This window comes from Pseudomonas sp. 5Vm1k (genome assembly GCF_056161485.1).
Genome location: NZ_JBSPCZ010000003.1, coordinates 301,696 through 316,937 on the forward strand (window position 1 = coordinate 301,696; position 15,242 = coordinate 316,937).

At 53.1% G+C, this 15,242-nt stretch carries 14 protein-coding genes; 10 read left to right on the forward strand and 4 right to left on the reverse strand.

Annotated features, from left to right (window positions below; genetic code table 11):
* Window positions 1-36 precede the first annotated feature (36 nt).
* From ACWIKB_RS07910 to ACWIKB_RS07925, 4 genes are all read right to left on the reverse strand, one after another.
* Window positions 37-3,087: an NACHT domain-containing protein gene (locus ACWIKB_RS07910; RefSeq protein WP_475266080.1), complete on the reverse strand. Its 3,051-nt coding sequence runs from the start codon at window positions 3,085-3,087 to the stop codon at window positions 37-39.
* Between the two features lie 697 nt (window positions 3,088-3,784).
* On the reverse strand, window positions 3,785-4,000 hold the full coding sequence (locus ACWIKB_RS07915) for a hypothetical protein (RefSeq protein ID WP_475266081.1): 216 nt from the start codon (window positions 3,998-4,000) through the stop codon (window positions 3,785-3,787).
* A 274-nt stretch (window positions 4,001-4,274) separates the two neighbouring features.
* Complete coding sequence (locus ACWIKB_RS07920) at window positions 4,275-4,904, reverse strand: hypothetical protein (protein WP_475266082.1); 630 nt, start codon at window positions 4,902-4,904, stop codon at window positions 4,275-4,277.
* Between the two features lie 457 nt (window positions 4,905-5,361).
* The gene (locus ACWIKB_RS07925; protein ID WP_475266083.1) at window positions 5,362-6,765 is read right to left on the reverse strand and encodes a hypothetical protein; all 1,404 of its coding nucleotides are present in this window, start codon (window positions 6,763-6,765) and stop codon (window positions 5,362-5,364) included.
* A 605-nt stretch (window positions 6,766-7,370) separates the two neighbouring features.
* Here ACWIKB_RS07925 and ACWIKB_RS07930 point away from each other — a divergent pair.
* From ACWIKB_RS07930 to ACWIKB_RS07975, 10 genes are all read left to right on the forward strand, one after another.
* The gene (locus ACWIKB_RS07930; RefSeq protein WP_401323426.1) at window positions 7,371-8,105 is read left to right on the forward strand and encodes a LexA family transcriptional regulator; all 735 of its coding nucleotides are present in this window, start codon (window positions 7,371-7,373) and stop codon (window positions 8,103-8,105) included.
* A gap of 505 nt (window positions 8,106-8,610) precedes the next feature.
* Window positions 8,611-9,192 carry a DUF642 domain-containing protein gene (locus tag ACWIKB_RS07935; protein ID WP_475266084.1) on the forward strand — a complete coding sequence of 194 codons (582 nt, stop codon included), beginning with the start codon at window positions 8,611-8,613 and terminating at the stop codon, window positions 9,190-9,192.
* Between the two features lie 81 nt (window positions 9,193-9,273).
* Window positions 9,274-9,624, forward strand: coding sequence for a phage holin family protein (locus ACWIKB_RS07940; RefSeq protein WP_475266085.1), 351 nt, complete (start codon window positions 9,274-9,276; stop codon window positions 9,622-9,624).
* Between the two features lie 23 nt (window positions 9,625-9,647).
* A complete protein-coding gene (locus tag ACWIKB_RS07945) occupies window positions 9,648-10,160 on the forward strand; it encodes a hypothetical protein (protein ID WP_475266086.1) in 513 nt (170 codons plus the stop codon).
* 3 nt (window positions 10,161-10,163) lie between these two features.
* On the forward strand, window positions 10,164-10,775 hold the full coding sequence (locus tag ACWIKB_RS07950; RefSeq protein ID WP_475266087.1) for a phage baseplate assembly protein V: 612 nt from the start codon (window positions 10,164-10,166) through the stop codon (window positions 10,773-10,775).
* Between the two features lie 10 nt (window positions 10,776-10,785).
* Complete coding sequence (locus ACWIKB_RS07955; protein ID WP_123511936.1) at window positions 10,786-11,118, forward strand: phage baseplate protein; 333 nt, start codon at window positions 10,786-10,788, stop codon at window positions 11,116-11,118.
* On the forward strand, window positions 11,115-12,110 hold the full coding sequence (locus tag ACWIKB_RS07960) for a baseplate J/gp47 family protein (RefSeq protein ID WP_475266088.1): 996 nt from the start codon (window positions 11,115-11,117) through the stop codon (window positions 12,108-12,110). Before ACWIKB_RS07955 ends, ACWIKB_RS07960 begins: the two co-directional genes overlap by 4 nt.
* The gene (locus ACWIKB_RS07965; protein WP_475266089.1) at window positions 12,107-12,742 is read left to right on the forward strand and encodes a phage tail protein I; all 636 of its coding nucleotides are present in this window, start codon (window positions 12,107-12,109) and stop codon (window positions 12,740-12,742) included. Before ACWIKB_RS07960 ends, ACWIKB_RS07965 begins: the two co-directional genes overlap by 4 nt.
* Window positions 12,743-14,686, forward strand: coding sequence for a phage tail-collar fiber domain-containing protein (locus ACWIKB_RS07970; RefSeq protein WP_475266090.1), 1,944 nt, complete (start codon window positions 12,743-12,745; stop codon window positions 14,684-14,686). It abuts the gene before it with no gap.
* 8 nt (window positions 14,687-14,694) lie between these two features.
* The gene (locus ACWIKB_RS07975) at window positions 14,695-15,099 is read left to right on the forward strand and encodes a hypothetical protein (RefSeq protein ID WP_475266091.1); all 405 of its coding nucleotides are present in this window, start codon (window positions 14,695-14,697) and stop codon (window positions 15,097-15,099) included.
* The last annotated feature ends 143 nt before the right edge of the window (window positions 15,100-15,242 follow it).

Sequence of the window (15,242 nt, forward strand, 5' to 3'; positions counted from 1 at the left end):
CGGTAAGGTCTGGCTTAGATGTGGTCTTCACTGAGCCTAGCGATCTAGACGAAGCCATCGCTCTTCAAGGCGAGCAAGTGCGCACATCGGTTCACCTTGGCCGACGGATAGTTTAAATTCGGAGGGCCAAGCGCCGCTTGCTGTGATGCGCTCTCGCTCGAGCGATCGAACGAATCGAAGTTTTCCATAGGAAGTGGCTAGCCCAGAAAAGATTCGAGCAATTTCACTGCGGGCCAATATAGTCGGAAGGGAAATTGACCGTAATGATCTTGTATCTTTGAGGCTTTTCCAAGCGGCTACGCATAACCCTCCAAATACAAAAGCCATCGCGCCCCCGCCTATCGCGAGCCCAACATATCTAAATATCACCAATATTTCCGGGAAACGTTCTGCCCAGCGAATGAGCATCAATATTCCACCCAATACTAAAACCGCGACTGCAGCGACGGCGACATTTTCCAACAGCTTGCTCACCTTAAAGGTTTCCTTGGCCAACCTACAGGTCAGGCACCAATCTACCAATAGTAACGACGAAATTATAAGAGCCAGTGAAACCTCAACGCTCCAGTTTCCACACAACGGCAACAGACATCTTGTTTTTTCACGAGCAAGCAACTCGTTCTGCATCAATCCAACTAAGTTTGTAAACAGAAGTGCAAAGCTACCAAACATACGAGTAAACGTTACCAATAAATCAAGAAAACCTCGATCATTTAGCCAGCGGGAAAACGTCAGTTTGTGCGTTGAGGCTTTTGCTTTTCGCTCTACACTCCCATCCTTATTTTTTAATTGCTGCAACATCGCAACACCAGTCAAACTCATGAACGCCGAATACAACAGTACGGCTCCCGCCATTGCGGGGGATAGTATTACTGCCAGTACCGCGCCGCCGATCGACATCCACATATTGATTAAGCGCGTTCGAGCAGTATGGTAAACACCTCTCAGGGCATCTGATAGAGAAAGACTTAGTAATAAGCTCTTACGGTTAGCCCAAAAGCCTAGATCCGGAATGCTCATGACATAGCTGGTAATGCTTTCCTCTAACGCTGGATTCAATTTTGGTAACTGCCGACAGGATCGGAATGCAGTTTCCTGTAACCAACTATCTTGACCACTTATCGCGGCGGTTAATACCGGCGCAGCTCGAGATTCCGAAAGCAGGCCCGTGGCCTCTAAGCAGATCTTAGCCATGATCAGGCTGTCGCCTTTGGTAACGTGATCCATGACGAAAGTGCTTAACGCCTCCTCAAAGTGAGCGATGATGTTTCTACGCGCTCCAAACGCATCAATCAGAAATCTTAGACAGTGGATCGCGCGAATTCTGAGATCAGGATCGCCGAAATTAGTGGTGATCTCATCCCAGCACAATTGTGCGATTCTGCCGGCCTCTGTCTCGTCGCACAATTGGGCGTAGAGCACCAGTGCATCACGTCCTCGAGAGTCGGTTGGAATATGAGAAATCGGAACGTCTTCGGGATGGGACAATAACTTGACCGTCACGAAGTACTCAAGAAAACGTCGGTGAACGAATGCAAAGGACTTATCCTCGCCCTGAGTGACCCGAGCGATCCGAGCATAGTCAAGCACATCTACAACGGCGTCTACTTCTGCAGACTTGAAATGTTGGCTGATTAGTTTTACAGGCGCTTCAAGACCAAACACCGATGACTTAAAGACAAACCAGGCGAGTTCCATTGAGACAAACTTAACTCGCTCCGCGGAAATATTTGCGCGTTTTAGTCTAGCGGCGCAAGCTTCCAAGCGGAAATTTATGTAGCCTTCAAATATCTGTGGTTGACTAATGGGCAGATCACGTTGAGCCTTAACCCAAGTACCCAGAAGAGCCATCATAAATGGATTGCGAGCCAACGGGATTAGGTCAGGACGTTGAGTGAAAAGTTTTCGTCGAAGCGATTTATTGAATTCTGGATATCGACTTAGTGCATCGGAAATGCTTGCTTCCGACAACGGCCGTATCTCCAACAGCTTTTGAGCATGAAATGCTTGAGTCGGGCGTCTGAAAACTCGTGAGGCTAGAACTCCACGCGATAGCGGGTGAGTTCTAATAAACCTGGAAATTACATCTGAAAGAGCGTGAATAACGTCAGAATCTTCATCAGCGTCCAATAATTCCGACATTTCATCAAACGAATCAAAAATGAAAAATAATCGTCCAGAGCGCCACAGTTTTCGGAAGTATTCATCAACAAACTCTTCAGTAAACACGTCTCCCCTACGGCGAATGCTATCTATCACGAACGTTTCCAGCTCGCCAACTTCGAACTGTGCACTCTGAGCCTTTTCGTCATCTGCGCGTACCCATTCGCGCAGGTTTATGTAGATCGGGATGCGGCTACTTCCAACTTCAGCGAACATATCTCGCGCAAGCTTTCGAAGAGCAACACTTTTCCCAGCTCCAGGAACACCAAGTATCAAGAAAGCCTGCGCGTTTCGATCCTTGCGGATAGCCTCTTGAAGGTTAACTATCTTCCTGCGGGAAGCCACCCCATTACTTGATAGAATCTCTACCTCAGCCTGAAGCTCGGTGTAATATTCAGGACTCCAGTTACTTTTTTGGTCAGCGGTTATTAGGTCAAGGTGTAGGGCATTGCAAAACGCTTCCAGCTTGCGTTTGAAACTCTCCTCCGGAAAGTCCTTATCTAGCGGCACTGGATGTCCGCCACCAATGGGGCCTTCACGCATGAAATAATTGACCACGAAAACTACTGCGAACACGAACAAAAGGGTATACGGTGAGGGCTGATCGCTTATCCGTATACTTTTAATCCAAACTGGCGCAGAGGAAAATTGCTGGCTGTTCCACAGCGCAGCCAGTAGATCATTGGCGAATCCTGCCCAGCCTCCCCAAGCCGCCGCTAAGCCCAGAGTGCCGGCGACACAGAGCACTCGAATCTTGTTCTTGCCATAACCCGCCGGCATCACTAAAGGACGTAGCAGATACACCATCACTGATATAAGCACTGCGAAGAAAAACGCAGCTACACCCGACGCGTAGTACGCCGCGCCTACTACCGCCGCCACGGTAAGCAATACTGCGAGTACAAATCTGTGATTACCCGACACTTTCCACTCCCTTCAAAGGTTTGCAAGCATGTGCTTGGGCAAAAAAATAAGCTGCGTTAATGAATTAAAATAAATTGCTTTTCGGTTAATAGAACAGCTGCTTCACTACATCCGTTTGTACCTTAACGGCGACATCGGGAGTTGATGGGAGGCACCAGCGAGAGCTCAAGCCGGGTTCCAAAGTTTGGGCAACTATCCGACAAGCTTGCTCGTAGAGGTCGTAATCCTTGCGGTACTGCGCGATGAGTTCTGCGATCGAATTCACGCTTTTTATCCATTGATTTACAGAAAATCTAAACAACTTAGCGCAATGTCACAATGATGTCCACGGAAGAGAACGTCACAGCAAGGCACATGCCTCTTCGTAGTGACCTGTGCACATAGCCACGCGCAGAAACCAGTTGCATGAAGCTTCAGCATCAGGCAAAGCCATCGCGCCCGCCTACTGCTTACGTCTGACTTTCCTAGATACTCTCAATACTATGGAAATAGCGCTTTTCAAACTCCGCCGACGTTAACTGCATTAGTGCCGGCAGCAGTCTTGCGCCCATCTCGAACACTCTCAAGCGGCTTCAGGATCAAAAGTAGTCACATTTGAGCGACCGCTTTTGGCCGAAAGATCACTGTCATCGAAGTTTAGATTGCTCATCGTCAGGGTTACCTGGGCGATCCTGAAGTCGTCTCAGGAAGCTGATGCCTAGCCGAGATTCGTACCCCTGAGTTTGGCCAGGCCCTGTTTGATGTGGCCAGCGTTTTCCCCAATAGCTTCCAGTGCTCCACGGATATTGTCGCCTACCTCTGGCGAAGCACTCTGGTCCACCCACAACGTCAGCTCCATTACCGCCGCTTCCAAGGCGAGCTGATTGTCATAGATCCTTTCCAGTACATCGGGTAGTGAGTAATCACCTGACATGGGGTCGATTCCTTTCGAGAAAGCCCAAGCATAGCAGCGGCAGTGGTAAAGAGGCTTAGGGCAAAATTAGGGCAGATTCAGGGCCGCCATAAGCCGCAGAGCGCCATGAACAAAGGATGAAACCACCGTATTTTGTGGCCTTAAGCGGTATGCAGGGACGCAAGAAGGGGGCCGAATCCCTATCCTTGTAATTGTTTCCCAATGACCGTATTCGACCCAAAACTGCCGTTGGCTAAAGAGACAGAAAACAGCCAGAAACGGCTGGTGGATATAACTACACTCTGTATTGCGTAGTAGCAAATTTCGTGGGGAAAAGTTCGTTTGAAATTTCCATCACCATTTCGACGTAGAATATCATTGCCAATTCGGCAACAACTCTAGGCTCCTCGACTCCGGGCCTTTTTTCTCGATAGTAATCAATTGATTTTGAAAGATGTTTTTTTGGCGGATTGAAAGTTGTTCCTCTGTTTATTACAGGTAGGAGCGGTCTATCAAAATGGGACCAAGAAAGATGTATGCTACCTACTCCGGGTGTTGCTTTAAGGTTGGGATCCCAATCTCTTATAACGTCAGAAATAGTGTGTTCTGATACATTTCTGGCTTGGGATATATATTTTAGCAGAGGGTCTTCTTTTCTTATTTTTTCATATTTTGATTTTAACTTCGGCCATTTTTTTTCATTTTGACATTTTGCTAGTATTTTATTCCATGCTCGATCAATTGATTGTAGGAAGTCTCGCCAGGCGATGTCATATTGATGAAAGCTGCCAACGCCCACGGCAATCATTTTTTTATAGGCGTTCGTGGCGTTTATTAGTTCTGTGAAAGCTGAAATTAGTCCAAGGTCATACTGTTTTAATTCGTCAATGGTTATGTTGTATAGATCAAAATTTACTTTATTCATGCTTGATAGGCTTCCTTGCTAGATCTTTTGAGACTAGCAAAATGCCATGACTCAGTCCAGTGAAGGACGTCATGTGCTAGCTAATTTACGGAGTTCATATTGATAGTCACGCGACTTGCTGGTGCCCAGCTTGAATCTGAGCTGCTGGACGCCCGCTTTCGACCCTTAGCGGACGGTCGCGACATTTTACAATAAACGGCGTAATGACTCGCCAAGCCTGAATCGGCGGTGTTCTATTAAAAGTCTTTTGAACAAAATGCCCCGTCGTTGATCCTGCTAGCCACAACTTCTCGCACTGTCTCTTTCACCGTTTCCCAATCCTCTGGATCTACCCCATGCGACTAAATTCCATTTAAGGCGCTCACTGCTAAGCGTTGGGCAGGTATCTGTCAGAAAATTCGGCGATTTCAAAATCGGCGGGGCTGAACCCAACAGAAATACATGACGAAGCCCGTCCTCAGTGAACGCTCAAAATACGGAGTTCATTATTGGGGTATGTATTTTTATCATTACTTAAATCGAAAAAGTAACCATATTCAGCCAAGTAGTACATTTTATAAGTCGTGCGGTGTTTCTCGAATTTAGTAATACACTCCATTTCCTTGGCTATACCACTGAATTTGGCATTGAGTTCACTGGCGTTAAATTCGCGCCTTACAGTGCATTCAACCGTGAAGACTATAGCGACTGGCGAAGGTTGATCAGAACGGCGAAGCTCTCCCTGAGCGGTGTAGCTCAATAGAGAGCCAACGGGCATACGCTGCCAATCTCCGGAAAAACTCAAGCTCTTGAGTTTATAGGTGCCCACCTTGCGTTGAAACGTAATGGTTTTACTACCGAGATTAATCAGCCCTCGCCAAGTAACTTTATGAGTCTGATCGGCTTCTCTGCGTAGATCGACAGCGACCTGTCCACTGGCCAAATCTGTGGTGAAATATCTCTCTTCGTAGGAAACTGAAGTTGCACTCTTGCTGAGGGGTATCTCGCTCACTGCAATGTATGTCAGTTTTTTGGTTGCAGGTTGCAGATTGAGAGCGTTGATTGCAGAAATAATTGACGCATCAATCCTATTTTGGGCAGACACATCAAGTGGTTTGTAGCGCGGACTGAAACTTGGTAGCTCCTTCAGTTGTTCAGTACCCATACACAGTGTTTTGAACAACAGCTTATTATCATCATTAGCTTCCGCTACAAGCTTAGCCACAGGATTTTCCGGAGTTTCACCATCGGCAACACTGTTGAAGATATCAACGTCATAACTGGCCAGCCGGCGAAATGTTTGCTTGGTGCAATCGACGGCATAGTGCTCGCGCACTTGGGAGGGAGACAAACCGCGTACTGCATCCATCAGTACTTCCTTATTATCATAGGCTACCCAAAACAGCGTTTCCGAGCCTTGCTTCTTGATGCTTTGCCTATCAAGCATTAGCCATCGATCATTTGCCGTCTTTTTTACGATTCGCCAGTCAGGCAGTGATATCTCAGAACATGCTTGAACGAAGCTTGGATTCTTTGTCAGCCCGGAATAAAGCGATGACGACAGGGGCTGCACACCCACGTACTCTCCCTCTTTGCGATTTAGATAAATCCGACCATACGGATAGTCCATATAGGCGGCGTTCAATTGCGGCACGCTGCAAGACGCTTCGAATTGCACAACAACACGTTGAGGCTTTGCTTTGGTTTTCGGTGCGACGAGCTGGAAACTTAACCTGTCCCCTTCACGGAATACCGTATCGGCAACCACAGGTTGAGACAGAAAAATGTCGTATGCCTTTACGATATTGTTGCTCAGCGTCACTGGCTGACTAACGCACCCGCTAATGGCTGCCATGCCAAGCAGTAATGTAATTCGTCGCATAGAAAACCTTGTGGAAATGATGTCATTTTAGCATTACTTGCTACTCTGTCACGCGCCCATGTGCAATACCTGTATGGGTAACGCCCTCGGTGACCTCCTGGTAGGTGAATATGATTGGCTGCTATTGGCCGAATGCTGCCTGTCAGAGGGATTTGGTTTGCCCATCGTTAGGATTACCTGGCGGGACCGTGAACCAGGGAGGAGGGGCTGCCGTGGGTGGGGCAAAAATGGGGCAAACCGTACGCCAATCTATGCCATTCAATGCCAGTCATGCGTTCATGCATGCATTGGTGAAATGCGCTGAGCCTCAATAAACACGTGAGGTTGGGGCTTAACGACCGAAATACTCCAGCACAATCGGCGTGTGCGAGGACAGATCGGAGATAGCTTTATTCATCGGAAATCAGGAAAACTCGTTGAAAGGTGTAGGGCAAAGGAGGGGCATCGGCTCGGCTTTTCCGCGATGGGCGCAAGGTTAACATGAGCGGTCTGCCGGACGCAGGCATGAAAGACCTGTGATTCATTCCGCTTTTATTTACGTTTTATGCGCTCTCTATGCAATTCTGCATTTGTTTTCCGTAAAAAGATCAAGCACTATTCGCGTTATGCAAAAACGCAATGTTTCTTCAGTCTTAAGAGCGCTGCTCGACCAGCACGGGATCTCCCCCACGGAGCTTCACCGTCGCACCGGCGTGCCTCAATCCACACTCTCGCGCATCCTCAGCGGGAAGATCGTCGATCCTTCGGATAAGCACATCTCGAAAATCGCCGAGTACTTCGCCGTGAGCACCGATCAATTGCGCGGGCGCGTGGATGTTGCGCCAGCCGCGGGTGCCGGACGCGAGCCCATACATTCCGAACTCAAGGACATAAGCTTGTGGGACGACGATACCCCTGTCGATGACGACGAGGTGTCGGTCCCCTTTCTTCGCGAGGTTGAATTGGCTGCTGGATCAGGAAGATTCGTCATCGAAGAAAGCGAGCGCTCCAGCTTGCGCTTCGGCAAGCGCAGTCTGCGTCACAACGGCGTGCAGTTCGACCAGGCAAAGTGCGTGACGGTACGGGGCAACAGCATGTTGCCGGTCCTGCGCGATGGTGCCACGGTCGGTGTGAATGCCGGTAAATGCGGAATCGGCGACATCGTCGATGGCGATCTGTACGCGATCAACCATAACGGCCAGTTGCGGGTGAAACAGCTTTATCGCCTGCCGACCGGTATCCGCCTGCGCAGCTTCAACCGCGATGAGCATCCGGACGAGGACTACACCTTCCAGGAAATCCAGGAAGAGCAGATCGTCATCCTCGGTCACGTCTTCTGGTGGGGCATGTACGCCCGCTAACCTCTCCACTTTCAGATAAAACCCGCCACCAGGCGGGTTTTTTTTCGCCTGCAGAAAATGGCCAAAGCCTTTGCTGGCGGGGCTCTCATGCGCTAGCGCATTTGTCATGCATAAATAAATGCATTTACGCATTGACTGTATATGCATACATGCATATTCTTTGTCTCAAGCCGCTCAACAAAGCAGCTCGAAACGAAGCTCTTTAGTTCCATCACAAAGGCAGCGATGAACCGGCCTCAACGGTTCAGAGGGTTGGCAACTGACCCGGGTGTGCAGCGTAAAGCACCAGAAGCAGTTATCCGGCGGGCAGGGACCGCGGTCGGAAAAACAATTTGAATGGACTCGTACCGCGCCAGTAGCGCCGAAAAGTCAGCTTCCTTTTTGTACACAGGATTAAAGGAAGGCGAAGGACCGCATTACTGAAAAGCCCGGCGATTGCCGGGCTTTTTGGAATGCCTACCTAGCGTCAGGCATCAAGCAATCTTTCAACTCACCAGGTGAACTCATGGACGTCTTCAAAAAACACATTACCCGGCTCTTGCTGTCCGTTGCGCTGCTCGGCGCCGGAGGCAACGCTGTTGCCGCCAACCTTTTGGTCAACGGCAGCTTCGAACAGCCAGGCTGCAGCGGTGGCTGCATTCTGGATACCACCGCAAAAACCAACTTCATTACGGGCTGGACGACGTTTCTGTCCGGTGCCGAGTATTTCAACATGCCGGCCTCGATCGGCGGCTCGGTAGCGGCCGATGGAGTGGTGATTGTCGACTTGGCGAACTACGTCTATGGCAACGGCGGCGGCATTCAGCAGAACTTTGCCACCACGCCAGGCGCCAAGTACCGATTGACCTTTAGTGCAGGCAACTCGCGATACGCCAGTCGCTCCGGCGACGGTGTCATCCAGGTGAAAGTGGCCGGTCAAACGGCCTCCTTTAACACCCCGGTCGCCAAAGGCATCGCGGTCGAGTGGAGCACCATCACTTATGACTTCACAGCAAACGCGGCACAAACAACGTTGGCTTTTTTCAACGAACAGAACCCGTACAACAACTTCGCTTTTATCGACAACGTGATCGTTGAGCGTCTTTAAACCCTTGTCGCCTGACATCACCCGGGCTGTGTGCAAAACACACAGCCCGACTACTCATCAATCACCCCCAGGAGGCGTGACATGACAAACGAGCAACAAGCGTTGCTGGACATGCCGATCTGGCTTGTCATCGTCCTCGCCCTGGTGGGCGGGGTGTCCGGCGAAATGTGGCGCGCCGACAAGGAAGGCGCCCGAGGCTGGGCGCTGTTGCGGCGCCTGGCGTTGCGCTCCGGGGCCTGCGTGATCTGCGGGGTCTCCGCAATCATGTTGCTGTATGCCGCCGGCGTGTCGATCTGGACCGCTTGCGCTTTTGGCTGCCTGACGGCGATGGCTGGAGCGGACGTGGCCATCGGGCTTTACGAACGCTGGGCTGCCAAGCGTATCGGCGTCTGTGATGTCCCGCCTCGTGATTCTCACCCGGACCAACAATAAAACGGCGGCACAGGAGGCCACTCATGCCCGTTGTCATCGAAAAACCTTCGCAGCTTGTTTCCGCCATTGCCGAGGTGATACGCATCGCGGTTCCTGGCGTGAGGGTCGGTAGTCTTCAAGACTTCGACAACACCGGCGATTCGAGCTGGGTGTTGATCGCGATCGACCACGATGCGCCGGGTCACCGCGCCAATAACGGGCGCATCGCTCATGTCCTGACGGTTTCATTGCAAGTCGTGTTGCCCACCGCCGGGCTGGCCGCTTGCGACCTGGCCAGCGAGTTGAAAAACCTCGTCACCGATAACCGTTGGAAACTGCCGGCCGATCAATGCGACCTGCCGCAGGACATCGATGGCCTGCCATCCACCTCCCTCAGCGGCACACGGGAATACAACGCCTGGACCGTTTCATTCACCCAGACGCTGTACCTCGGGCCGTTGCTGCTGGAGGACCCGACCGGCGTCCCGAAATTCGCTCGGACCTGGGAGGTGTCGAACATCGACGACCCGGATCAATACACCGCCCTCGAGGACTAGCCCATGTTTGATGCGCTGCTACGGATGCAACTGGGCCCGATCATCGAGCGACTGGCGCAAATGGAGACTGAGCTTGAAGACCTGTATCGACGCGCCGACAGTTTTTGTCGGATCGGCGTGTGTCAGGAAGTCGATGCCGCCAGCAACACCTGCAAGGTCAGCCACGGCGAATTGCTGAGCCCGGCCATCCGCTTTTTCAACCCGAGTGCCGGGGCCCAGAGCGAGTCGAGGATTCCTTCCGTGGGCGAGCAATGCCTGTTGCTGAACCATGGCGGCGGCGAGGGTGGCGGGCAGTCGGTTGCATTGTTCGGCCTTAATGGCGGGCAATTTCCGCCGGTCTCGACACAGGCCTCGTTGACCCGTCGCCTGTATCAGGACGGCAGCGAAAGCAGCTACGACGACGCCAGCCATGTCCTGCACTGGCAGAACGGCCCGGCGACCTTCACCGGTTCTCGCGAATCGCTTGAACTGAGTATCGGCCCGGCCCGACTGGCGATGTCCCCACAGGCGATCACCTTGCAACTGGGCGCGGTCGGTTTGCTGATCGACGCTGCCGGTGTGCACCTGAGCGGCCCGTTGGTGGATCACCAGGGTCGTGTCATCAGTACCGCATAAAGAGCTTCCCATGATCGGAATCGATAGAAACACCGGAGCAACCGTCGACGACTGGCTGCAGTTTGTACAGCGCGCAACCCGGGCACTGACCACGCCGTTGGGCACTCGCCAGAAGCGTCCTCTGTATGGCAGCACGCTCCCTGAATTGTTGGGGCAGAACCTCGGCGACGACGTGCTGATTCTTGCCCAGAGCCATGCGGCACAGGCGTTTTACAACAAGCAAAACGGCATCGACGATTTTGAGCCGCAGGTCATTGTGGCCAGTCGGCAAGGTGCGGGGTTGTTGCTGCGCTTCGCCGGTACCTGGAAAAACCGTCAACAGACCTTCGAGGTGGTGACATGAGTATGTTGATCCCCGGCCAGAACCAGTTGGCCGAGCCGTCCATCGTCACCGTCGAAGCGTTTGAAGACCTGCTCGCAGAGTTCAAGACCTTCGTCGTTGAATACGTCGGTGCCCGCTCTCCCGAGAGCGCAGTGAAGCTCAAAGTCAGCCTGGAAAATGAAAGCGAACTGCTGACCCTGGCCCTCGAGGCCTTTTGTGTACGGCTGCAAACCCATGAGCGCAAATACAACGCCCGGATCAAGCAGATGCTGGCGTGGTGGGCGACGGGTAGCAACCTCGATGCACGCCTTGCGGACATGGGGCTTGAGCGCCAGTTGCTGGAACCGGGCGACCCTGCGGCGTTCCCACCTATCCCTCCGGTTTTCGAAAGTGACGACGATGCCAGGTTGCGTTATTACCTGGCACCTCATGCTCCGGCAGCGGGTTCGCGGATGCAGTATCGTCGGGAGGTTTTCACTCTCGGCGAACGGCCGGCCGTGAAGGTCGAAACCCCGGCGGCGGGTGTGGTGACTGCCACCTACACCTTCGACCCGGACGGCTTTGCGGCGCAGATCAAGGATGGCAACGGGCGTCGCACTGCGCCTGGCGAAGTAATGGTGACGGTGCTTGCCCGTGAAGGTGATGGCACGCCGTCCGGCGATCTTCTCGACGGTGTTCGCCAACATTTCGCCCGACCTGATGTACGCCCCGAAACGGACCTGGTGACGGTGCAAGGCGCACAAATCAAGACTTACAAAATCCGCGTCGTCGCGAAGATCAACGCCGGTCCCGATTCCGGGTTGACCAAGGTTGCCGCGCAACAGCAGTTGCAGGCGTATGCCGACTCTTGTCATCGCCTGGAAGGGCGGGTCGACCCGAGCTGGATCGACTACACGCTGCACAGCGCCGGCGCGGTTCAACTGCAAATCCTTGAACCGCTGGCGCCGATTGTGACAACGGCGTTCCAGGCCCCGTACTGCACGGGCGTCGAGGTCGAGGTGGACACGTTATGAGTGAAGACACACCTCGCCCGAGCCTGTTGCCGGCCAACAGTTCGCCGCTGGAAAGGGCGCTTGATCTCGGTTTCGGTAGATTGCTTGAACGCATTACTCCGCCGTTTCCGGAGTTGATGAACCCCACCGAAACACCGTTGGCGTTCTTGCCGTACCTCGGCGCGGATCGCGGGGTCAGCGAGTGGAGCACCGAAGCACCCGAGTCGGAAAAACGCTTGACGGTTGAGCTCGCCTGGCCCACCGCGCGCCAGGCGGGTACTCGAAAAGCACTGGAAAACGCGGCCAAGGGTTTGCAACTACGACCTGAAGTGCGCGCCTGGTTCGAGCAAATACCTGCTGGCCAGCCCTACAGTTTTTCCGTCAGGGCCTTCACCGAACAGCCCTACAGCGAAGACATCGATGCGCGTCTTGACCGACGGCTTGCAGATGCCAAAAGCGAACGCGACACCTTGATTGTTTCCGTCGGCCTGAGCGCCTTCGGCAATCACGTCATCGGCGCCGCCACCGTGTGCGGTGAATTGACCACGGTGTACCCGATTGTCATCGAGGGGCTGGAAGCCTCGGGCCAGGCCTTCATGGCCGCCGGGCTCTACGCCGTCGAAACCTCCACTATTTATCCTCAGGGGTCCTAAATGGCCGACTACTACACCCTGCTCACCAATGCGGGGATCGCCTACGAAACTGCCTGCAAAGCGGCGGGCGTGCCGATCAAGCTGTCCCAGATTTCCGTTGGTGACGGCGCTGGCAGCGTCTACAACCCGGCCGCTACGGCCACCGCGCTGAAACGCGAAGTGTGGCGCGGGCCGCTGAATGCGCTGTTCCAGGATGAGAAAAACCCGAGCTGGTTGCTGGCTGAAGTAACTATTCCACCGGATGTCGGTGGTTGGTATGTACGTGAAGCCGGGCTCTGGACTGACACCGGGATTTTGTACGCCATCGTTAAATATCCAGAGTCGTTTAAACCTGTGTTGGCGACGTCGGGTTCGGGAAAAGAGTTCTACATTCGCTCGATTTTCGAGACCAGTAATGCGGCGTTGGTGACGCTGTTGATCGATGACACCGTGGTCAAGGCGACTCGTGCCTGGGTCATGAGTTACCTCGCCGAAGAGCTCGGAAAGCTTGATGGCAAACAGTCGGTTCGCGTGGCGGCGACAGCCAATGTGGTGTTGAACGGCGCGCAGCAAATTGACGGTGTTGCGGCGGTTGCGGGTGATCGCGTCTTGCTGGCGTCTCAGACGTTGGCGAAAGACAACGGCCTATGGGTCGTAGCCAATGGCGCCTGGACCCGTACGAATGATGCCAATACCAGCGCGAAAGTTACGCCGGGCCTGACCGTGATGGTCGAGGAGGGCGCGGCCAATGGTGATTCGCTGTGGCACCTGACCACCAATGGTCCGATTACGCTGGATACCACCGCGCTGACGTTTGAAATGTTGGCGGGCCGGACGGGGATTCAACCCGGCACCTACAAAAGTCTGACCGTTGATAAGTACGGACGGGCAACCGGTGGGGCGAACCCTGAGACGCTGGCCGGGTTTGGTATCAAGGACACGTATACCAAGCCTGAAATCGAATCGATGATCTCGCAGGCCTCGATGTTGCCGGTAGGGGCAATCATCGCTTTTTCGGGTAGCACGCCACCTCTGGGCTTTCTTGAACTGGACAACAGCGTCAAGAGCATTGCAGCTTATCCCGACCTGAACGCGTATCTAGCGGGCAAATACAACAAGGGCGATGAGGGAGTCGGTAATTTCCGTTTACCAGAGTCTCGGGGTGAGTTTCTACGTGGTTGGGATCACGGACGGGGAGTAGATGCTGGCCGGGACATCGGGACACTCCAGGGCGAAGCCTTCAAGGCACACAACCATCGTTATTTCGATAGTAACCCCGCAACAATGGATCCGGCCGGTGCCTGGCAGGCCGGCACTATCAACGGTGCGCCCGCCCTTATTTCCAACGGAGCCTTTCTTTCGGGCGTAGATGGCGGCCTCGCCATGCAAATGGTGAATGCGGGTAATACGGTTAACACCGGTGGAAGTGAAACTCGCCCTCGCAACCTTGCTGTTATGTGGTGCATCAAAGCCTGGAGTGCTCCGATCAATCAGGGGAACATCGACATTGCTGCGCTTGCTGCTTTGTCGACGCAAGCGACTGAGGCTAAGGCAGGTACAGCAAAGATTGCGACTCAAGCACTTACAGATACCGGTGTTGACGATGCAGCCATTGTGACGCCGAAGAAACTCCGGTGGGGCTTTTCGATGTTGAAGGCCGCTAATGGATACATCGTGTTCCCCAGTTGGTTGGGCGGTTTCGTCATTCAATGGATGTACGCCGTTAACTCCAACAACTCCGGGACTGGGTTCTCCAGCGTCAACTACCCCATACCTTTTCCCAACTCGGTATTGGGTGCAGCAAAAATCAATCTTGCCACCAGCGGTGGGAATTATTCCACCTCGGATGCCAGTTACAACAGTCTTGATAACGCTGGTTTCAGTTGGCTGGCATACACCGGAACTGGCGCTTTGGCCCCCAGCGCGGGCAGTGTTGGGGTCCGCTTCATTTTTATTGGATGCTAGGTGAAATCATGGGCGATAAATACGCCGTTTTCGGCGAGGACAACATTCTCAAGGAACGCTTGATTCGCGGTGTTCACACGATTCCGGTGACGGCGATCAATATTGATGAAGACATGTGGTTGAGGCTTACACAGGAAACAGACGGTATTTGGCAGTTGGACGGCAATGGCAACATTACCAAAAGTCCTATGTCGCTACCGCAAGCATTGACCGCTGAAGAGAACGAGCGATTACGCCTATCTGCCTATGCCAACCCGTTAACCGGTTCTGATCGCTACTTCTCGGAAGCGCTGCGGATGCAGGTCATGGATGAGGCGGGCTGGGAAGAGGTTAGGGCGTTCGGCGTGACTCGTTACAAAGAAATCCAGGCGCTCTATCCGTGGGCTTCGCCTGGCATAGATGCCCCTCAATAACGCCCCGCACCGTCGGGGCGTTTTCTTATCTGTTAATCAACACCCAACAGTCCCTTCCTCAAACCAAGGGGCTTTTCGTCTATGGACCGAGGCCAAAATTTTTTTGGTTTTGGAATCAGTCGACCACAGTAGCCACCCAGATG